The sequence below is a fragment of the Xanthomonas campestris pv. campestris str. ATCC 33913 genome, assembly GCF_000007145.1.
Classification (GTDB): Bacteria; Pseudomonadota; Gammaproteobacteria; order Xanthomonadales; family Xanthomonadaceae; genus Xanthomonas; species Xanthomonas campestris.
In genome coordinates this window covers 869450-890421 of sequence record NC_003902.1, presented here as the reverse complement: position 1 = coordinate 890421, position 20972 = coordinate 869450, and the positions used below count along the sequence as shown (strand labels likewise).

General features: G+C 65.9%; 17 protein-coding genes, 1 other RNA gene and 1 pseudogene. 5 read left to right on the top strand and 14 right to left on the bottom strand.

Annotation, left to right across the window (positions count from 1 at the left end):
• The first annotated feature begins 20 nt into the window (after positions 1-20).
• Positions 21-95: non-coding RNA, sX9 sRNA (locus tag XCC_RS03830), on the top strand.
• 162 nt (positions 96-257) lie between these two features.
• On the opposite strand, the gene XCC_RS03825 is transcribed toward XCC_RS03830, so the two are convergent.
• Together XCC_RS03825 and XCC_RS03820 are read right to left on the bottom strand one after the other, a co-directional pair.
• Complete coding sequence (locus tag XCC_RS03825; protein WP_011035978.1) at positions 258-1235, bottom strand: NAD(P)H-quinone oxidoreductase; 978 nt, start codon at positions 1233-1235, stop codon at positions 258-260.
• Positions 1236-1925: 690 nt separating this feature from the next.
• Positions 1926-2165: a hypothetical protein gene (locus XCC_RS03820; protein WP_011035977.1), complete on the bottom strand. Its 240-nt coding sequence runs from the start codon at positions 2163-2165 to the stop codon at positions 1926-1928.
• A gap of 161 nt (positions 2166-2326) precedes the next feature.
• On the opposite strand from XCC_RS03820, the gene XCC_RS03815 reads away from it, so the two are divergent.
• The 3 genes from XCC_RS03815 to XCC_RS03805 all read left to right on the top strand — a co-directional run bounded on the left by XCC_RS03815 (position 2327) and on the right by XCC_RS03805 (position 5303).
• Positions 2327-3625: a glycoside hydrolase family 2 TIM barrel-domain containing protein gene (locus XCC_RS03815; protein ID WP_011035976.1), complete on the top strand. Its 1299-nt coding sequence runs from the start codon at positions 2327-2329 to the stop codon at positions 3623-3625.
• A 98-nt stretch (positions 3626-3723) separates the two neighbouring features.
• A complete protein-coding gene (gene metF, locus XCC_RS03810) occupies positions 3724-4551 on the top strand; it encodes a methylenetetrahydrofolate reductase [NAD(P)H] (RefSeq protein ID WP_011035975.1) in 828 nt (275 codons plus the stop codon).
• 149 nt (positions 4552-4700) lie between these two features.
• Positions 4701-5303 carry a hypothetical protein gene (locus XCC_RS03805; protein WP_043877935.1) on the top strand — a complete coding sequence of 201 codons (603 nt, stop codon included), beginning with the start codon at positions 4701-4703 and terminating at the stop codon, positions 5301-5303.
• Positions 5304-5543: 240 nt separating this feature from the next.
• On the opposite strand, the pseudogene XCC_RS03800 reads toward XCC_RS03805, so the two are convergent.
• The 5 genes and pseudogenes from XCC_RS03800 to XCC_RS03780 form a co-directional block, all read right to left on the bottom strand.
• Positions 5544-6078, bottom strand: a pseudogene (locus XCC_RS03800) (AAA family ATPase).
• Positions 6075-7022, bottom strand: a complete 948-nt coding sequence (locus tag XCC_RS03795; protein WP_011035972.1) for a Nudix family hydrolase — start codon at positions 7020-7022, stop codon at positions 6075-6077. Before XCC_RS03795 ends, XCC_RS03800 begins: the two are co-directional and overlap by 4 nt.
• Before the next feature lie 180 nt (positions 7023-7202).
• A complete protein-coding gene (locus tag XCC_RS03790) occupies positions 7203-7571 on the bottom strand; it encodes a VOC family protein (RefSeq protein WP_011035971.1) in 369 nt (122 codons plus the stop codon).
• A gap of 469 nt (positions 7572-8040) precedes the next feature.
• Positions 8041-10779 carry a preprotein translocase subunit SecA gene (secA, locus tag XCC_RS03785; protein WP_011035970.1) on the bottom strand — a complete coding sequence of 913 codons (2739 nt, stop codon included), beginning with the start codon at positions 10777-10779 and terminating at the stop codon, positions 8041-8043.
• Between the two features lie 157 nt (positions 10780-10936).
• Entirely contained in the window at positions 10937-11881 is a 945-nt protein-coding gene (locus tag XCC_RS03780) for a M23 family metallopeptidase (RefSeq protein ID WP_011035969.1), read from the bottom strand.
• On the opposite strand from XCC_RS03780, the gene XCC_RS03775 reads away from it, so the two are divergent.
• A complete protein-coding gene (locus XCC_RS03775; protein ID WP_011035968.1) occupies positions 11882-12334 on the top strand; it encodes a DUF721 domain-containing protein in 453 nt (150 codons plus the stop codon).
• A 183-nt stretch (positions 12335-12517) separates the two neighbouring features.
• Here the strand turns inward: XCC_RS03775 and lpxC are convergent, their stop codons facing one another.
• The 7 genes from lpxC to murG all read right to left on the bottom strand — a co-directional run bounded on the left by lpxC (position 12518) and on the right by murG (position 20956).
• On the bottom strand, positions 12518-13429 hold the full coding sequence (gene lpxC, locus XCC_RS03770; protein WP_011035967.1) for a UDP-3-O-acyl-N-acetylglucosamine deacetylase: 912 nt from the start codon (positions 13427-13429) through the stop codon (positions 12518-12520).
• 226 nt (positions 13430-13655) lie between these two features.
• On the bottom strand, positions 13656-14885 hold the full coding sequence (ftsZ, locus tag XCC_RS03765) for a cell division protein FtsZ (protein WP_011035966.1): 1230 nt from the start codon (positions 14883-14885) through the stop codon (positions 13656-13658).
• Between the two features lie 295 nt (positions 14886-15180).
• The gene (gene ftsA, locus XCC_RS03760; protein WP_003485272.1) at positions 15181-16416 is read right to left on the bottom strand and encodes a cell division protein FtsA; all 1236 of its coding nucleotides are present in this window, start codon (positions 16414-16416) and stop codon (positions 15181-15183) included.
• Entirely contained in the window at positions 16413-17249 is an 837-nt protein-coding gene (locus XCC_RS03755) for a cell division protein FtsQ/DivIB (protein WP_011035965.1), read from the bottom strand. Before XCC_RS03755 ends, ftsA begins: the two co-directional genes overlap by 4 nt.
• Positions 17250-17355: 106 nt before the next feature.
• A complete protein-coding gene (locus XCC_RS03750) occupies positions 17356-18312 on the bottom strand; it encodes a D-alanine--D-alanine ligase (RefSeq protein ID WP_011035964.1) in 957 nt (318 codons plus the stop codon).
• Positions 18309-19742: a UDP-N-acetylmuramate--L-alanine ligase gene (gene murC / locus XCC_RS03745; protein WP_011035963.1), complete on the bottom strand. Its 1434-nt coding sequence runs from the start codon at positions 19740-19742 to the stop codon at positions 18309-18311. Before murC ends, XCC_RS03750 begins: the two co-directional genes overlap by 4 nt.
• On the bottom strand, positions 19739-20956 hold the full coding sequence (gene murG / locus XCC_RS03740; protein ID WP_194734196.1) for an undecaprenyldiphospho-muramoylpentapeptide beta-N-acetylglucosaminyltransferase: 1218 nt from the start codon (positions 20954-20956) through the stop codon (positions 19739-19741). Before murG ends, murC begins: the two co-directional genes overlap by 4 nt.
• Between the last annotated feature and the right edge of the window lie 16 nt (positions 20957-20972).

The window sequence follows — 20972 nt, the reverse complement described above, 5'->3', positions numbered from 1 at the left end:
GGCCGGTGCTCGGAATCGGCATGTACCCACGTACATTCCGGTTCCTCCGCGCCGTCCGCGCCCACCTGACGGCTGCTCGCTACGGTTTGTTAGCCGCTCTAAGTGTTGCTGCGGGTGATCGCCGGTGGCGCGCTGTCTTCGAGTCGCGCAATGCCACCGATGCGGCCGCACGCGCACCGCTCAAGCAACCGCACAGGCGCGCCCGTGCGACAGGCCCGCAGCCTAAGGTGCAGGCCATGTCCGCACCTGCAGTGCCGCTACATTTCCAGCACCACCTTGCCCAGATGGCTGCCCTGCTCCAGATAGCGATGCGCGGCGGCGGCCTCGGCCAGCGGGAAACATTGATCGATCAACACGCGCACCTTGCCTTGCGCAATCCAGGGCCACACCACGCGTTCCACTTCCGCTGCCAGCCGCGCCTTTTCGTCGGCGTTGCGCGGGCGCAGGGTCGAACCGGTGATGATGGCCTGCTTGCGCATCAGCAGCGGGATCGGCACTTCCAGCGTGGCGCCGGCCTGCGAGGCGATGTAGACGATGCGGCCACCCGGATTCAGTGCTTCCAGCGTATCGGCAAAGACCGAGGCGCCCACCATGTCCAGCGCCACGTCCACCCCGGCGTGCGCCTTGGCGGCGGCCACGAACGACTCGGTGGTGGAGTCGATCGCCACGTCCGCGCCCAGTTCGCGTGCCTGCGCCGCCTTGCCGGCCGAGCGGGCCGTGGCCAGCACATGCGCGCCGGCGGCCTTTGCCAGCTGGATCGCGGTCACGCCGATGCCGGAGGTAGCGCCGTGCAGCAGCAGCCATTCGCCTGCCGCCAGGCGGCCATGTTCGAACAGATTGGCGTAGGCGGTGAAGATGGTTTCCGGCAATGCAGCGGCCTGCACCAGCGTCATGCCTTCAGGAACCGGCAACACATGGCGCGCGTCCACCGCCGCGTACTGCGCGTAGCCACCGCCGCCGAGCAAGGCGCATACACGGTCGCCAACCTTCCAGCGGCCAGCGGCCACCACGACCTCGCCCGCGACCTCCAGGCCCAGCGTCTCCGGTGCACCCGGCGGCGGCGGATAGTGGCCCCCACGCTGCAGCAGGTCCGGCCGATTGATGCCGGCGGCATGCACACGGATCAACACCTGGCCCGGCGCTGGCTGCGGGCGCGCTTGCTCAACCGCATGCAGTGCATCTGCATCGCCCTTGCCGTTGCGGATCGCAATGGCCGTCATCGTGGTCTCGCTCATGGGGACGCTCCGTAGAAAGTGGGCACCAGTGTAGGCGCCGGCCCGTCAACGTTTGGCACAGAAGCGACGTGTGCCCGGCGTAGCGTCGCGAGAAATGCGAACCGTCGTTGGCGTCACCCTACATCCCTGGGCGACGTGACTGCTTTGTGCATTGATCAATGCCTGCATCAAGAATGCCTTGGCCCTCGAGCATGCGCTGAGCGTTCGAACAGCTGCTGACCGAGGCAGTTTCACGCTGGCACTGACGCGAACAGGGACTAGCTGCGCGCTGCTAAGCCTGCGCTGCGAGACATCGTCGCGCGCTCTCGGTGATACCAAATCCATCGTTGAACTCGCGCTTGGCGTGCGTTTGCAGTGTTCACGCTGCTCCTGCCGCCATCCGCGGCACCACACGGCCACACACGTGAGCACTCCGACCACGACCACTTCCCCACACACGCCGCAGACGGTCACCACACGTCGCAGACGCATCATCGTTTCGCTCTGAGCCACCACAGCAGCAGTCACCAACTGCCAGCCACTTGGGCGAAACGATCACCAGCAGTCCATCCCAGCTGTCGCCATGCCGAAAGTTCAACGTGACGGCACCACGCTGCACCGTGACACCTCGCACGCCGCCTAAACGACACCACCACCATCGCCACGCCAACAGCTGCGCGCCCACGTTTCCGCAGGCGCGCAGGCAGCCAGTTACTCGGCGTCGTCTGCCACCGCGTCCTGATCCAGGTACTGGCGGATCGCCTCGAACACCTTCGAGGTCCCGTCATCCTGGCCCGAGGGCAGGCGCGCGGCGAAGTCGCGCAACAACTTGTCGCCGTCCACGCCGGGCTGTTCGGCCATCGCGAGCGCGAGATCGCCCACGCTGCGCGCCAACGCGACCCAGATGCGGCCCAACGACTCAGCGATTACGTCCATTTCCTGCTCTTGCATGTCGCGCTCCGATCAATTGCGTGGGGTAGCGCCCAGCTTACCGCGTGCATCGCGCAATGACTGCGTCACCGGCAAGCAGCCCCAAGCATGCCGCGACCACGATCACATCCAGCGGCCCTGCCACATCTATGATTTGCTGCATTCGGCAGCGGAGGCGGCGCATGCGGTATCGATGGCAGTGGTGTCAGTTGGTGGCGGGCGCCCTGCTGCTGGCCTGCAGCGCAGCGGCATGGGCCGCGCAGGTGCGCATCGAACACCGCGATGACGGCTATCGGCTGCTGGTCGATGGCGCGCCCTTCGTGATCAAGGGCGCGGGCTTGGGCAATGGCAGCATGGAGACGCTGGCAGCACGCGGCGGCAACGCGCTGCGCACCTGGCGCGTGGATCCGGACCCGCAGCGCCAGCGCGCGTTCCTGGACCGTGCGCAACGCAATGGGTTGAAGGTCGCCGTCGGCATCGAGGTCGGCAACGAGCGACACGGCTTCGATTACAACGATGCCGCAGCCGTGCGCCAACAACTGCAGCGCATTCGCACGCAGGTGCAGCAGTCGGCCACACATCCGGCGGTGTTGATGTGGGTGGTCGGCAACGAGCTCAATCTCGACTACACCAACCCCAAGGTCTGGAACGCGGTGGGCGCGATTGCTGATGCCATCCACGCAATCGATCCGGACCATCCGGTCACCACCACCCTGGCCGGCTTCGACAAGCCCTTGATCGACCGCCTCAAGGCACGTGCGCCGTCGCTGGATCTGATCGCCGTGCAGCTGTACGGCGACATCGATGCGTTGCCGCAAAAACTGCACGACAGCGGCTGGCGTGGCCCGTATGTGGTCACCGAATGGGGCCCCACCGGCCACTGGGAATCGCCGACCACCGCCTGGGGTGCGCCCATCGAAGACAACAGCGCGCGCAAGGCGGTGCTGCTGGAGCAGCGTTATCGCCAGCGCATCGCCAGCGATACGCGGCAGGGGCTGGGCTCGTTCGTCTTCCTGTGGGGCAACAAGCAGGAGCGCACGCCCACCTGGTACGGGCTGTTCCTGCCTTCGGGCGCGGCCACGCCCAGCGTGGACACGCTGCAGGCGCTATGGACCGGGCGCTGGCCGGCCACGCGCGCGCCGGCCGTGTCCACGCTGACCCTGGACGGCAAGCAGGCACTGGACAGCGTGACGCTGCGCGCAGGCCACACCGCCACTGCCACGCTCACGGCCAGCGGCGCCACCGCGCTGCGCTACGTCTGGCAGGTACGCACCGAAAGCACGGCGCGCAGCATCGGTGGCGATGCGGAAGCACTGCCAGCGCAGATCGACGTTGAGCTGCGCTCCGATCAAGCGGGCGATGACAGTCGCGTCCGCCTGAGGGCACCGGCGCCGGGCAATTACCGCTTGTTCGTGGAAGTCCATGACCAGCAAGGCCGCGCCGGTTACGCCAACCTGCCGTTCCGGGTAGAAGCGCCTTAGCGCGGCATGCCCCGCGCGGATCGGGACACTCGCAACCAAATATGCATTCATCGCGATGAAGCGATATTATGACCGCACGCTCTGCCGGACCTGCCGCGATGACGCATCTCAGCTTCGAGTTCTACCCGCCCAAAACTGACGACCAACGCGCGCAGCTGGACCGGACTGCGGCCAAGTTGAAGGCCTATGCGCCCGAATACGTGTCGTGCACGTTTGGTGCCGGCGGCTCCACGTTGAGCTACACCTCCGAGACGGTGCGTCACCTCAAGCAGAAGCACGGCTTTGAAGCGGCGCCGCATCTATCCTGCGTGGGCGGCAGCCGCCAGGAAATCCGCGAACTGCTCAAGCTCTATCGCGCCATCGGCTGCACCCGCATCGTGGCGCTGCGTGGCGACTTGCCGTCTGGCATGGGCCACCCAGGCGACCTGCGCTACGCCTCGGATTTGATTGCCTTCATCCGCGCCGAGCATGGCGATGCGTTCCGCATCGAGGTGGGCGCCTACCCGGAGACCCATCCGCAGGCCATCGATGCCGACAGCGACCTGAAGTACTTCAAGGCCAAGGTCGATGCCGGCGCGGATGCGGCGATCACCCAGTACTTCTACAACGCCGATGCGTACTTTCATTTTCGCGACGCAGCGCAGCGGCTGGGCGTGGAGGTGCCGATCATTCCCGGCATCATGCCGATCTCCAACTTCTCCCAGCTGCGCCGGTTCTCCGAGCAATGCGGTGCAGAGATCCCACGCTGGATCGGCAAGAAGATGCAGTCCTACGGCGATGATGCCGATGCGGTGCGCGCGTTCGGCGCCGAGGTGGTCGCCGGGCTGTGCGAACGGCTGATTGCCGGCGGCGTGCCGGCGCTGCACTTCTACACGCTCAATCTGGCCAAGCCGACCACACAGGTGTTGCAGCTGCTCGGGCGCTGAGGCAAGCCGTCCAGGGCATTCTCTCCACAGGCATGCCGTTCCGGATCACATCCCTCGCACGCACGCGGGTGACCGGCGCGCGCGGTGCAGGCCTGTGCGGCATTGCTGTGTTGTTCGCCGGCTCACGCGTACACTGTTACGCTGCGCCGATGCCTCGCCTCCTGCTGCCGTTGCTGCTGTTGTTCTGCCTTTGCCCCGCCACACGCGGGCAGGCGCAGGAAATCCGTCGCTGCGTGTCGCCGGACGGGCAGACCATGTTCACCGACCGCCGCTGCGAAGACGTAGGCGCGGTCAGCCGCCTGCCGCCGGCCACGCGTGCGCAGGGCAATGAAGGGTTGTATCGCTACGGCTGCCCTCGTCGGCTGAGCGAGCTGGTGTCGCTGCTGCAGCTGGCAGTGGACAGCCGCGACGTCAACCGGCTATCCAGCCTGTATCTGTGGAGCGGGCAGTCCGACGCCGCCGCCAATCAGGTGCTGAGCCGGCTCGAAGCCATCGTGCAACGCCCGTTGCTGGAGATCGCCCCGATGTATCCACAAAGCGATCCTCCGGCCTGGGAGGCAGACGCAACAGCCTCTGCGGCCGCACCTGCCAGCGATCCGGATGGCGGCGCGGTCGACGCGCCCCTGCCGCCGCCGGCTACCCGTCCGCGCCCATGGGGACTGCGCCTGGAGCAGGCACTCGCCAGCGGCACGCCGGCGCGCAGCGTGTTGCGCCTGCGCCGGCAATACAACTGTTTTTGGGTGACGTTCTAGCGTCAGCCTCGCCGCCCGCCGTGCAGAGGCGGAAGCCGGCAACCAGCAGCGATCAATTGCACCGGCGTGCGCAACGCTAACGCGCCATGCCGCTTAGCGCGTGCGGCCGGCGAACTGCACGAATCAATGGGTGTGAGGTCGTTCGCACATGGCCCGGGCGACGCACGACTGCTGCTTGCCGTGCCGCCTGCGCACCTCAGCGCACCTCAACAGCGCGACGCTCAACCACCGCATCGCCATCTAGCCAGCCAGGTGTGCAGTGATTGCCGCCACCGCCTGCTCCGGGCTCAGCACTACACTGTCGAGCAGCAGATGCGGCTGCGTCCACGCCGCATAGTCATGCGCCAACACTGACGCCCATTCCGGGCAATCGCAGGCCCGGCACCTCGCTCTGGCGTGTCTCCACCCGCTGCCGATGCAGGTCTTGGTCGCTGCAGATCACTTCGATTTCCAGCACGCGGCTACCGGCATGCGCGGCAACATCGCGCCAGGCCTGGCGCGTGACCGGCAAGGGATTCACGCAATCGGCAACCACCGTCAGGCCGTGGTGCAGATTGCTGCGCGCCAGCGCATAGGCAGCCAGGTAACCGGCCGCGCCAACGTCGCCGGCAAGCATGCCGCTGTCGCGCAGCGCCTGCTCGATCGTATCGATGCGCAAGTCCACCGCCCCGCACTGCGCCACCAACTGCTGCGCAATGGCGCTCTTGCCGACGCCAGGCAATCCACCGAACACCACCAACCAGGGCGACCGCGCAGCAATCGCGCCTGCTGTCACGCTGGCCACAGCCCGCGAATGGCGGCGATGCCCTGCGCGCCATGCGCGCGTGCTTCGCGCACGTCTCCGGGCTGCATGCCGCCCAACGCGTAAATCGGTAGCGAGACCTGCTCGCGCAAGGTCTCAAACCCCTCCCAGCCCAGCGGCGTGGCGCCCGGGTGCGATGCGGTGGCCTGCACCGGCCCAAGCACGGCGAAATCGCAGCCGAGCCGCTGGGCATGGCGCAGGTCCTCCAGCCCGTGGCAGGAGGCGGCAACGGGCTGGTCGGCCGGCAATGGGCGCTCAGTCAATGTGGCCAGCTGCTCCGATCCCAGATGCACGCCGATGCCGAGCTCGCTGGCCAGGCCGATGTCGCGATTGAGCAACCACTGCGCACGCTGACGCCCGCGCAGCCCCATCACTTGATGCACGAGGGCGCGCCAGCGCGCAGGATCCACCGCCGGTGCGCGCAGCTGGATGCGGGCAATTTCTTGCTGCAGCGCCTGCTCCACGCCATCCAGCCACGCGGCATCGTTCTGCGGCTCCGGCGTGATCAGGTAGCGATCCGGCTGGCGCAGCACCCCCACCACCGGCACATCGGCCGGCGGCATCGAATAGCGCGCCAGCTTGTCGGCGGCCACCCAGGTCATGGCCTGGCCCTCGCGCCCGCGCGGGCTGCCCTTCCATCCAGTGATCTCCCGCACTTCCAGCCGCAGCCGCTTGTCCGGGTACAGCTGCGGCACGTCCATCACCCACGCGCCCACGTGCGCATCGATGCCGAGTTCTTCGTTGAGTTCGCGCACCAGCGCCTGTTCGGAGGTTTCGCCAGGCTCGCGCTTGCCGCCGGGGAATTCCCACAGGCCAGGCATGTCACGGGTTTCGGTACGGCGGGTCAGCAGGATGCGGCCGCGGGCGTCGGTGATCACGCCGGCAACGACGTGGATGGATCTGAGGGAATCGGGCATGGCGCAAGAGTGCCGCGAGTGAGCGGTTCAGCGCAATCGACTGGCGGTTCAAACAGAGAACGCCGTGCACCAGCTGCCATCTGCACTGGTCAACGCACAGCATTGGAACAACGAGGCCGGCGGCAACCGGCTACGCAGTCCGCTCCAACCAATCTCCACTTCCCAATCCCGACTCCCGCCCTACAGCGGATGCCCGATGCGCCAGAGCACGCCACTGGGGTCGTGCAGGGTGAAATCGCGCGCCCCCCAGGGGCGGTCTTCCGGCGCGCTGCAGGTCACCTGAAAGTGCATGGTCAGTTCGCTGTCGTGCACGTGCTGCCACCACGCATCGGCATCATCCACCCACAGGTGCAGCATCAGGTTCTCGGCCAGCTCGCGCACGTAGAAGTCCTGCAGCAAAAACGCACACTGCGCCCCATGCCGGAAGCAGGTCACGTGACCGACCTCGTCTTCCTGCAAAAAGCCCAACGCCCGATAGAACTGTTGCGAGACGGCGTAGTCGCGCGCAGGCACGAACACTTTCAGTTGCTGGCTGGCTAGAAGCGACACGACCGCACTCCAGTGAGAACGTAGGTCGAGCATACGCCTCGCAATGGCACGGGCGGGGAAGCCTGCATGCAGCGCGGGCGCAGGGCGCAGTTGGCGCCGGTGCGCAATGGACAAGCGCATGGCGAACCTGCAGGGCCGAGGCTTACCGGGAAAAAAGCGCATCGAGCTGGTCGAGCTCTTCTGGGGGCTATACCGCGATTTCCAGACGCCGTCTGGCAACGAGGCAGGCCACGCCGTTGGCAGAGAGCTGGCACAGACGCGATATCTCGGCTGTGGCATTGCGCCCAGCATTCGGCATTCCATGCCTGAGCCTCAGGAGCCCCAACCACCTCCTCCGTAAGTGCAGCCCCCTTGGTAAGGAGGGTGCGCCAAAGGCGAGGGATCGAAAGCAAGGACCGTGCACCCAGCGTCCTGCGCGGACGTTGGGTTTGCAGCCCGCGTCACGGGCTGCACCACGGTCACCAAAGGATCAGCTGAGCTGACCGTGGCAGTGCTTGTACTTCTTGCCGCTGCCGCACGGGCAGGGATCGTTGCGGCCGACCTTGGGCTCGTCGCGGGTGACCTGCGAGACCGGTACCGGCGCGTTGCCGCCCTGCATCTGCTCCACTTCTTCGTCCGCACCGTAGCCGCCGGCATCCTGGTGCTGGAACTGCGAGGCCAGCAGGCGGGCTTCGGCCTGGCGACGCTCCTGCTCTTCCAGTTCGGCGACTTCTTCTTCGCTGCGGATGCGCACGCGCGCCAGCAGGTTAATCACCTCGCGCTTGACGTTCTCCAGCATCTCGGAGAACAGCTCGAAAGCTTCCTTCTTGTATTCCTGCTTGGGTTGCTTCTGCGCATAGCCGCGCAGATAGATGCCCTGGCGCAGGTAATCCATCTTGGCCAGATGCTCCTTCCAGCCCTGGTCGAGCACGGTCAGCATCACGTGCTTTTCCAGTGCGCGCATGGTGTCTGCGCCCACGGCCGCTTCCTTCTCGGCGAAGTGCGCATCTACCGCGGTCTGCACTTTGGCGGCGATCTGCTCGGCGTCCAGTTCTTCCTGGGTCTTGGCCAGCTCGCGCAGTGCCAGCGGCATGCCCAGTTCCGATTCCAGCGTGGCTTCCAGGCCCTGCAGGTCCCACTGCTCGTCCACCGAGTTGGGTGGCACGAAGCGAGCGACCAGGTCGTAGATCACATCGCCACGGATGCCGTCGACGTTGTCCTTTACCGACTCGGCATCCAGCAAGTCATCGCGCTGTGCGTAGATCACCTTGCGTTGGTCGTTGTTGACGTCGTCGAAATCCAGCAGGTTCTTGCGGATGTCGAAGTTGTGCGCTTCCACCTTGCGCTGCGCCTTTTCGATCTGCCGGCTGACCAGGCGATCTTCGATGACGTCGTCTTCCTTCATGCCCATCATGCGCATCGCCTTCTGGACCCAGTCCGAGGCGAAGATGCGCATCAGGTTGTCTTCCAGCGACAGATAGAAGCGCGAGGAACCCGGGTCACCCTGGCGACCGGCACGGCCACGCAGCTGGTTGTCGATACGCCGCGATTCATGGCGTTCGGTACCAATGATGTGCAGGCCGCCGGCGGCCTTGACCGCATCATGGCGGCGCTGCCAATCGGTCTTGATCTTGAAGCGGGCCTCTTCGGTCGCGTCTTCGCCCAAGGCGTGATATTCCGCTTCCAGCGAGCCACCGAGCACGATGTCGGTACCGCGACCGGCCATGTTGGTGGCGATGGTCACCGCGCCCGGCTGGCCGGCATTGGCCACGATGGTCGCTTCGCGCTCATGCTGCTTGGCGTTGAGCACTTCGTGCTTCACGCCGGCCTTGCGCAGGTGCTCGGAAAGCATCTCGGAGGTTTCGATCGAGGTGGTACCCACCAGCACCGGCTGACCGCGCTTGGCGCAGTCTTCGATATCGGCCAGCACCGCATTGAACTTGCCCTTGCGGTTGAGGAACACCTGGTCCGGATGGTCCTTGCGCACGGTGGGGCGGTTGGTCGGAATCACCACCACTTCCAGGCCGTAGATGCTCTGGAATTCGTAGGCTTCGGTGTCGGCCGTACCGGTCATGCCGGACAGCTTCTTGTACATGCGGAACAGGTTCTGGAAGGTGATGCTGGCCAGCGTCTGGTTCTCGCGCTGCACCGGAACGCCTTCCTTGGCCTCGACTGCCTGATGCAGGCCATCGGACCAGCGACGTCCGGACAGGGTACGGCCAGTGAATTCGTCGACGATCACCACCTCGCCATCGCGCACGATGTAGTCCACATCCCGCTGATAGATCGCATGCGCACGCAGCGCGGCGTTGAGGTGATGCACCACGCTCAGGTTCTGCGCGGCATACAGGCCGTCGTCGGCGTTTTCCAGGATGCCGGCCTGCAGCAGCAGCTCTTCGGCGTGGCCCATGCCCGCCTCGGACAGATGCACCTGCTTGCCCTTCTCGTCGATCCAGTAATCGCCCTCGCCTTCTTCGCTTTCCTGCTTGGTCAGCTGCGGCACGATGCGATTGACGCGGATGTACAGCTCCGGCGATTCGTCGGCCGGGCCGGAAATGATCAGAGGCGTGCGCGCTTCGTCGATCAGGATCGAGTCGACTTCGTCGACGATCGCGTAATGCAGCTTGCGCTGGTAACGGTCGGCCCGCGACAGCGCCATGTTGTCGCGCAGGTAGTCGAAGCCGAATTCGTTATTGGTGCCGTAGGTGATGTCGGCAGCGTAGGCGGCGTGCTTGTCGCTATGCGGCATGCCCGGATACACCACGCCCACGCTCAGGCCCAGCCAGTTGTACAGCTTGCCCATCTGCGCGGCGTCGCGGCGCGCCAGGTAGTCGTTGACCGTCACCACGTGCACGCCCTGGCCTTCCAGAGCGTTGAGGTAGACCGGCAGCGTGGCCACCAGGGTCTTGCCTTCACCGGTGCGCATTTCGGCGATCTTGCCCAGGTGCAGCACCATGCCGCCGATCAGCTGCACGTCGTAGTGGCGCATGCCCAGCACGCGGCGGCTGGCCTCGCGGCAGACCGCAAAGGCTTCGGGAAGGATCTTGTCCAGGGACTCGCCGGCGGCAAGCCGCTGCTTGAACTCCGGGGTCTTGGCTTGCAGCTCGGCGTCGGAGAGCTTCTCGATCGTCGGCTCCAGCGCATTGATCTGGGTGACGAGGCGGTTGAGCTGGCGCAGCTGGCGTTCGTTACGACTGCCAAAGACACGGGTAAGCAGACTGTTGATCATTGAAGAAACCGGTTGAAAAGGAACGGTTTGACCGACGCCGGTCCCCACAGACCCGACCGCCGTAAACGAAACAGGGCGCACTGCGCCCTGTCGATGGCAACACCCTATTGTAGCTTGGGGCGGGGCTTCACGAATCAAGCACCGCCCGCTGCCGCCATTAGCCGCGCCCGCGGCGTCCCACCGGGGTGTTGGTATCGCCCAGGAACTTGCGCGGATTGACCACGCGGCCGTCGGCCCACACCTCGAAGTGCACGTGCGCACCGGTCGAACGGCCGCTGGACCCGGCCTTGGCCACCTGCTGGCCGGCACGGACCAGATCGCCCACCCTCACCACCAGGCGCGAGTTGTGCGCGTAGCGGGTGACGTAGCCATTGCCGTGATCCACTTCCACCACGTTGCCGTAGCCGCCGCGCACACCGGCATAGCTGACCACGCCGTCGGCCACCGACATCACCGGGTCGCCCACATTGGCGTGGAAGTCCACACCCTTGTGGAAGGCGGAGCCACCGTCGAACGGATCGGCGCGGCCACCGAAGCCGGAGGTGATGTAGGTGTTGCGGATCGGCATCCGCGACGGCACGGAATTCTGCTCCAGCTGATGATCGAACATCAGCGAGGCGAGCACGTTCAATTGCTGGCCGGAGGCGGAAAACTGCTGCTCCAGCTGCCCCAGATCCTGCTTGAGCGACTGCACCGGCATGTCGTTGACCGGCTCATCGCCGCCACCGACGCCGACCGGCTCGTCGAAGTCGAACTCGCCGTCCTTCAACTTGCCCATCTGGGTCAGGCGCTCGCCCAGGGCGTTGAGCCGGGTGGCTTGCGCCTGCAACTCACCCAGGCGTGCCGCCAGGGCGTTGACCTGGGCCTGCGAAGCGCGCTGCGCCTGCGCAAGCTCGGTCTGCTGCTGCGCGACCTTGGCCTGCAGCGCGGAATTGGTCACCATGCCGGTGGCGGTGCTCGCACCGACGCCGATCAGCATGCCCAGGCCCAGTACCGCACCCAGCACCACCATCGGTCGATCCGCGGCAAAGCCCTGGAACTGTCGGGCCAACCGCTGGGCCCGGGTCTCGCAAGATTTGATTACGACTTTCTTTAACGCCATATGAGTGTCATGTCCAAGCCCAAGTCCAACGCACGCAGCCCATCCGTTCCGCAGCAAGCCGTCGAGGCCCTGCTCGGGGAAAAGGCTGGCGACCCTCTGCGCCGAGCGTTGTGGCTCGACGCGCTGGATCGGCAGTTGCGCCCCCTGTTACCGCCCCATCTCGCCACCCGTTGCCGGTTGGCCAATGTCCGAGGCGAACAGCTCGTTTTTCTGGTTGATTCGCCGGTCTGGCATGCCAAGGTGCGGCTTGCCGAAACCCAATTGCTCGATGCCGCCCGATCCATCGGACTGAAGGTCACCGCGGTGACCGTCAAGACGGCCTCTGCGCCGCTGCATTCCCCAACACAGCAACACCGCGACCGCCCACACACGCCGGTATCCGAGGCCACGCGTAACGGCTTGCGTGACGCACTTGCGTCCTTGCGCGACGTGCCATCGACCAACAAAAAGTGATGTCCATGCCGCTGCAAGCGGCTGCCGGTGCGTGAAGAAATTGCGAAGTACCGCACACGACCCGACGCATCCTAGCGGTCATGGACGCCGCAGGAGTTAGGGAAAGCTTAAATAAACGTTAAGAATGGACCGGAAATCCGACGCAGTTCACACTTCGCGGCCGTGCCAGGGAAATCCCTGACATCAGGCATAGACGGGGCTGGCGTAGGTCACCGGCGGCTGCTCGGTGCCTTCCGGGAAGCTGACCCATTCCCATGCGGCCTGGTCCGCCAGCAGCGCACGCACCAGCTTGTTGTTGAGCGCATGGCCGGATTTGAAGCCTTCGTAGGCACCCAGGATCGCGCCGCCGGCCAGGTACAGGTCGCCGATGGCGTCGAGGATCTTGTGGCGGACGAATTCGTTGGTGTAGCGCAGGCCGTCTTCGTTGAGCACGCGGAACTCGTCCAGCACGATGGCGTTATCCATCGAGCCGCCCAGTCCCAGGTTGCGCTCGCGCATGTACTCCAGGTCGCGCATGAACCCGAACGTGCGGGCGCGCGAGATTTCCTTGACGTAAGCGGAGGTGGAAAACTCGATCTCCTGGCGTGACTGCTTGGCCGGGATCATCGGGTGATTGAATTCGATGGTGAAACCGAGCTTGTAGCCCTCGTACGGCTCAAAGCGCGCGACCTTGTCGCCCTCGCGCACTTCCACCGGCTGCTTGATGCGGATGAAGCGCTTGGCCTTGTTCTGCTCGACGATGCCAGCCGACTGCAGCAGGAACACGAACGGGCCGGAGGAACCATCCATGATCGGCAATTCGGCCGAAGACAGCTCCACGATCACGTTGTCCACACCCAGGCCGGCCAGTGCCGACATCAGGTGCTCCACGGTCTGGATCTTGGCGCCGTTGCAGGTCAGCCCCGTGCACAGCGTGGTCTCGGTGACCAGCTCGGCATCGGCAGGAACTTCAACTACTGGCTCCAGATCGACGCGACGGAACACGATGCCGTGATCGACCGGTGCAGGGCGCAGGGTCATATAGACCTTGTCGCCGCTATGCAGGCCGACGCCGGTGGCGCGGATGGTGTTCTTGAGAGTGCGTTGCTGGGTCATGGGCGAAGTCTGTATGAGCAATGCAGACAGACGCTGAACCGGCTGTCTAATCGGGGGAGATTAGCCGAATTTTAACAAATCACGCGTGACGGAGACTGTAACGCACCATACACGCCGCTGCAAAAGCTGCCGGGTCGGCACCGACCCGGCAGAAAAGGACAGGACAGGCGCCCCGGCGGCTGCCGGGGCATTGCCGCTGCGCCGAACCGCGCGCAGCGTGGGGCGGTCAGTCGGCCTGGCGGCGCAGGAACGCCGGGATATCCAGGTAGTCGTTCGGCAGATCTGCGGCGGCCGGGGTGGACGCGCCAGCGTTGCTGCTGCCGGCCGAGTCGCTGCTCGGACGACGCAGGCCCAGGCCCATGCTGCCGCCGACGGCCTTGGACACCGCGTCACCGCCAGTCTCGAAGTCGCCAAATTCCGGCTGGCCGGTGGTGGCATTGCGCACCAGCTTGATTGGCGCGCGCTGGTCCGGGCGCTGGGTCTGCCGCGCAACGGCACGGTTGAGGCCCGTGGCCACCACGGTGACGCGTACTTCGTCCTGCATGTCGGGGTCGAGCACGGTGCCGACGACCACGGTCGCATCTTCGGAGGCGAACGCTTCGATGGTGCGACCGATCTCGTCGAACTCGGCCATTGTGAAATCCGGGCCGGCGGTGATGTTGACCAGGATGCCGTTGGCACCGGCCAGGTTGACATCGTCCAGCAGCGGGTTCTGGATGGCGGCTTCGGCCGCGGCCTGCGCGCGGTCATCGCCACGTGCCGACCCGGTGCCCATCATGGCCAGGCCCATTTCCGACATCACGGTGCGCACGTCGGCGAAGTCGACGTTGATCAGGCCCGGACGCACGATCAGATCGGCGATGCCCTGCACGGCGCCCTGCAGCACGTCGTTGGCAGCGCGGAACGCCTGGATCATGGTGGCGTTGCGGCCCAGCACGGTGATCAGCTTTTCATTGGGAATGGTGATCAGCGAGTCGCAATGCTGGCTCAGTTCCTCGATGCCCTTGAGCGCAACCTGCATGCGGCGGCGGCCTTCAAACGGGAACGGCTTGGTGACCACGGCGACGGTCAGGATGCCCATCTCCTTGGCCAGCTGCGCGACCACCGGAGCGGCGCCGGTACCGGTACCGCCACCCATGCCGGCGGTGATAAAAACCATGTCCGCGCCCTGCAGTGCGTCCATGATGCGCTCGCGGTCTTCCAGCGCGGCCTGACGGCCGACTTCCGGATTGGCGCCTGCGCCCAGGCCCTTGGTGACGTTGGTACCCAACTGCAGCTGCAGCTTGGCGCCGCAGTTCTTGATCGCCTGCGAGTCGGTGTTGGCGGTGATGAATTCCACGCCATCGACGTTGGTGTTCACCATGTGCGCAACCGCGTTGCCACCGCCGCCGCCGACGCCGACGACCTTGATCACCGCGTTGGGAGCCATCTTTTCGATCAGTTCAAAATGTGCCATGTCAGTGTCCTCTTTGATGCCGTGAATGGGGAATCGGGAATGGGGAATCGGATTGCTCCGTTCGCCAGCCCGACACCCGCATGTCGGCGAATGTTGTTGTTTGAATGCCGGGAATGGTGAGTTGGGAATGGGAAATCGCAACCGCGACTCACCTTCACGCCAACCACCGCTTCCTCAGCGGAACACAAAAAATTACGCCCTGCCCGCTCTCACCGCTCTCTACTCATACCTTGCCGCAACCGCCTTGCTTTTGCTTTAACCGATTCCCGATTCCCGATTCCCGATTCCCGATTCGTCAGAATTCGCCGCGATACCAGTTCTTCAATTTCTTGAACAAGCTCCCCGCGCGCCCGGTCGGGATCGACGGTCGGCGCGGGTGTTCGATCTGGCTGCCCATCAGCAACAGGCCCACGCCGGAGGCGTGTACCGGGTTGCCCACCACTTCGCCCAGGCCGGTGACGTGCTGCGGAATGCCCACGCGCACCGGCATCTGCAGCATTTCTTCGGCCAGCTCCACCACACCTTCCATCTTCGAGGCGCCACCGGTGAGCACCATGCCGGCGCGCACCATTTCCTCGAAGCCGGAGCGACGCAGTTCGGCCTGCACCATCTCGAAAATTTCTTCGTAGCGGCCCTGCACCGCCTGCGCGAGTGCATGCCGCGGCATGCGACGCGGCGGGCGATCGCCCACCGATGGCACCTGGATGCTTTCTTCGGCGGTGGCCAGCTGCGCCAGCGCGCAGGCGTAGCGCACCTTGATCTGCTCGGCTTCCGGCGTCGGCGTACGCAGCATGTGCGCGATGTCGTTGGTAACGTGGTCGCCGGCGATCGGCAGCGACGCGGTGTGGCAGATCGCGCCCTGCACGTACACGGCCAGGTCAGTGGTGCCGGCGCCGATATCTACCAGCACCACGCCCAGCTCGCGCTCGTCGGCGGTCAGCACCGCGACCGAGGACGCCAGCGAGGACAGCACCAGATCGTCCACCTGCAAGCCGCATTTCTGCACGCACTTGGTGATGTTGGCCGCGGCCGACTGTGCGCACACCACCAGGTGCGCGTGCACCTCCAGGCGCACGCCGGTCATGCCGACCGGGTTACGGATGCCTTCCTGCGAATCGTCCAGCACATACTCGCGCGGAATTGCATGCAGGATGCGTTGATCGGCAGGAATGGCCACGGCCTTGGCGGCGTCGAGCACGCGCTCCAGATCGCTCCAGGTTACCTCGCCATCGCGGATCGGCACGATCCCGGGCGAGTTCTTGCACTGCACGTGGTTACCGGAGATCGAAGCGTACACCGAGCGGATTTCGCAGCCGGCCATCAGCTCGGCTTCTTCGACCGCGCGCTGGATCGACTGCACGGTGGATTCGATATCCACCACCACGCCACGCTTGAGGCCGCGCGACTCGTGCGAACCGATGCCGATCACTTCGATCGGATTGCCGGGCGAGTACTCGCCGACCAGCGCGACCACCTTGGAGGTGCCGATATCCAGTCCAACGATGAGGGATTTGTCGCCTTTGCGGTTCATGTCTTAAAGCCGGGAATAGCGAATGGGGAATGGGGAATGGTCAATAGCGGTGTACGGAGGCGCAGAGAATTAAGGACCAGCGCGTGCGGCGCAGCAGGCGGAACCGGCTTTGGCTTTTTATCCATTCCCGATTCCCCATTCTCCATTCGCCGTTCGACCGTAAAGCCGTTGGTGTAACGCAGGTCGGCGCGCGCGATCGGACGTTGTGGATCAGTCAGCTGCGGCAGTACCCGCGCGAACCGCTGCAGGCGTGCGCGCGCATCGTCGCGGCCGATCACGATCTGCACGCCGTTGCTCAAGCCCAGCGACCAACTGCCGCGCGCATCCATTTCCAGACGCTCCACATCCAGGCCGGTCGGCGCGAACAACGCGCGTGACTCGTTGTACAGCGCCACCACCTCCTGGGTCTTGGCATCCGGGCCACCGAGCTGCGGCAACTTGAAATCCTTCAGCAACGGCGGTGTGCGAAACAGCCGGCCCTGCTCGGACAACATGCGATCGGTGCCCCAGCGGGCGAACGGCTTGTGTTCGACCACATGCACTTCCAGCACATCCGGCCAACGCTTGCGCACCTGCGCACTTTCCACCCACGGCAAGCGCGCGATGGCGTCCTGTGCGTCCTGCAGCTTCACCGCAAAGAATCCCGAGCGCGCATACGGCAACACCACCGCACGCAGCTCCTCGGCCGGCACCCGCTTGAAATCGCCGGAAACACGCAGGCGCGCCAGCGGCCACCGCTCGGCGCCCACCCAGCCATTGAGCACGGCCACCACCGGCAACGCGACCAGCGCCACCGCGATCAACCAGGCCAGGATGCGCAGAGTGGCGTTCATGGGCGCGCTCCGCGCGCGGGAATGGGGAATCGGGAATAGGGAATCGCAACGGCAACAGCGCAGCCGCTGTTACCCATTCCCGATTCCCGATTCCCCATTCCCCGCTTCACAGCGTCTGCTCCAACACGCGCCAGACCAGCGCTTCGAAGTCGATGCCGAGTTGGCGGGCGGCCTTGGGCACCAGCGAGTGGCTGGTCATGCCCGGGGCGGTGTTCACTTCCAGCAGGTACAGCTGGCCGGTGCTGCCATCGCGCATCACGTCCACGCGGCCCCAGCCGCTGCAGCCGGCGGCGCGGAAGGCGTCCAGGGCGAGCTGGCCGATCTGTGCTTCTGCGTCGCCATCAAGTCCCGGGCACAGGTACTGCGTGTCTTCGGCGATGTACTTGGCGTTGTAGTCGTACCACTGGCCCTTGGGCACGATGCGGATCGACGGCAGCGCCACATCGCCGAGCACGGCGACAGTGAGCTCGTCGCCTTCGATCAGTTGTTCCATCAGCAGCGCGCCGTCGTAGCGTGCGGCAAGCGTCACGGCCTCGTCGAGCTGCGCCTGGTCGAACACGCGGCTGACGCCGACGCTGGAGCCTTCGTTGGCCGGCTTCACGATCACCGGCAAGCCGATCTGCTCGGCAGCGGCGTGGATCTGCTGCGCGCTGGCGCCGGCGGCAAGCCGTGCGTAGCGCGGCGTGGACAGGCCCAGCGACAGCCAGACCTGCTTGGTGCGAATCTTGTCCATGCTCAGCGCCGAGCCGAGCACGTTCGAGCCGGTGTACGGCACGCCGAAGGCTTCCATCAACCCCTGCACGATGCCGTCTTCGCCGCCGCCGTTGTGGCCGTGCAGCACGTTGAAGACGCGGTCGAAGCGCTGCGCGACCAATGCCTGCGCCAATGCCGGAATGCCATCGACCGGCTGCGCATCGACGCCGCGCGCGCGCAGGGCGTCGAGCACGTTACTGCCGGAATTGAGCGAAACCTCGCGCTCGGACGAGGTACCGCCCAGCAGCACTGCAACGCGGCCGAAGGCGGCCGGGTCGCTGATGCGCGCGGGAGCGATCTGCGTACTCATGCCGGCGCTCCGACAAAGCCATCGGTGACGATCTGCTGGGCGACATAACCGATGTCGCCGGCGCCCATCATCAGCAGCAGGTCACCGTCCTGCAGAACGTCGGGCAACACTTCGGACAGACCGGCGACCTGGCCGACCACCACCGGCTCGCTACGGCCGCGTGCACGGATGGCACGCGCCAGGGCGCGGGAATCGGCGCCGGGAATCGGCGCTTCGCCGGCCGGGTAGACCTCGCTCAATACCAGGGCGTCGACGGTGCTGAGCACTGCGGCGAACGCGTCGAACTGATCGCGGGTGCGGCTGTAACGGTGCGGCTGGAAGGCCACCACCAGGCGCTTGTCCGGCCAGCCGCCACGGGCCGCGGCGAAGACTGCTTCGAGCTCGCGCGGGTGGTGGCCGTAGTCGTCGACCACGCGCACGCGCGCGCCGCTGGCGGTGGTGACTTCGCCCAGATCGTTGAAGCGACGGCCGATACCGGCAAAGTTTTCCAGCGCGCGCGCGATGGTGTCCGGCGCCACGCCCAGCTGCCAGCCGATGGCCGCAGCAGCCAGTGCATTGAGCACGTTGTGACGGCCCGGCAGGGCCAGCGTCACCGGCGTGGTGGTGCCTTCGGGCAGGCGCAGTGTGAAGCGCATGCGCGGGCCGTCCTGCACCACGTCTTCGGCGCGCACGTCGGCGTTTTCGCTCATGCCGTAGCTCATCACATGGCGCGGCGTCTTGCCGGCCAGCGCTGCCACTTCCGGGTCGTCGATGCACAGCAACGCCAGGCCGTAGAACGGCAGGCGCTGCAGGAACTCGGCAAACGCCGCCTGCACGCGGGCAAAGTCGTTGCCGTAGTTTTCCAGATGATCGGCATCGATGTTGGTGATCACCGCCATCAGCGGATTCAGGCGCAGGAAGCTGCCATCACTTTCATCGGCTTCGGCCACCAACCATTGGCCACCGCCGAGCTTGGCGTTGGCACCGGCGGCCAGCAGTTGGCCACCGATTACGAAGGTCGGATCCAGGCCACCTTCGCTCAGCACGGCCGCGGCCAGGCTGGTGGTGGTGGTCTTGCCGTGCGTGCCGGCCACCGCGATCCCGCGACGGAAGCGCATCAACTCGGCCAGCATCGCCGCCCGCGGCATGATCGGAATGCGCTGGCTGCGCGCTTCCATCAGTTCGGGGTTGTCTTCGCGGATCGCGCTGGACACCACTACGCAATCGGTTCCCAGCACGTTGGCCGCCGAATGGCCGCGCATCACGCGCGCACCCAGCTTGGCCAGGCGCCGCGTGGCCGCGTTGTCGGCATTGTCCGAGCCGGAGACTTCATAGCCCAGGGTCAGCATCACCTCGGCAATACCGCTCATGCCGGTGCCGCCGATACCCACGAAGTGCACACGCGGGAACGCGCGCACCAGATCGCCACTGTCCTGCAGACGGCGGATCACTGGGCACCTCCTGCGGAAGTGCGAATCGGGAATCGAGAATCGGGAATCGGGTGAAGCGAAGCGCTGGCTGCGTCGAGCGCCTGATCGGTGCGCTTGTTTTGGTGAATCACAGTGTGTTCCTGAAGTTGTTCTGCGCTCTGACCATTCCCCATTCCCGATTTACCATTCCCGGCCTCTTGCAGAATGATGTCGGCGATGCGTTCGGCGGCGTCGGGTTTGGCCAGGGTGCGGGCGGCCTGTGCCATGGCAAGGCGGCGGGCGGGGTCGGCGAGCAGGGTCTGCAGCACCTGCTGCAGGCGCACTGCCAGGGTGTCGTCCTGCTTGAGCAGCACGGCGGCCTCGGCACTGACCAGGTATTCGGCGTTACGGGTCTGGTGGTCATCCACGGCGGCGGCGAACGGTACCAGCACGCTGCCGACACCGGCCGCGCACACTTCGGCCAGCGTGCTGGCACCGGCGCGGCACACCACCAAATCGGCCCAGGCGTAGGCCGCGGCCATGTCGGCGATGAAGGGTTCCACGCTGGCGTTCACCGCTGCCTGCGCATAGGCGGCTTCGGCTTCGGCGCGCAGCTTTTCGCCGCACTGGTGACGCACGTCAACGGCCGGGTGGCCAAGCGCAGCCAGTGCGGCCGGCACGGCATTATTGAGTGCGCGAGCGCCCTGGCTGCCGCCGAGCACCAGCAGCCGCACCGGGCCACCACGGCCGACCAGGCGCGTGGCCGGTGCCGGCAGTGCGGCGATTTCCTCGCGCACCGGGTTGCCCACGGCTTCTTCGCCAGCGAAGCTGCCCGGAAAGCCGGTCAGCACGCGGCGCGCAAAACGCGACAGCACCTTGTTGGTCATGCCCGGCGCGCGGTTCTGCTCGTGCACCAGCAGTGGCACGCCCAGCAGACGCGCTGCCAGGCCGCCCGGGCCGGCAGCAAATCCACCGAAGCTGATCACCGCGCGCGGCTGGCGCTTGCGCAGCACGAAGCCGGCCGCGCGTACTGCACGCATCACCCGCACCGGCGCACCGAGCAGTTTCACGATGCCCTTGCCACGCAGGCCACTGATGGCCAGCGTGTCGATCTGGATTGCGTGCTGCGGCACCAGGCGCGTTTCCATCGCGCCGTCGGCGCCCAGCCACGTCACCGGCACGCCACGCGCGCGCAGCACCTTGGCCACGGCCAGGCCCGGAAAAATATGCCCGCCGGTGCCGCCGGCCAGGATCATCACCGGTCGCACTGAT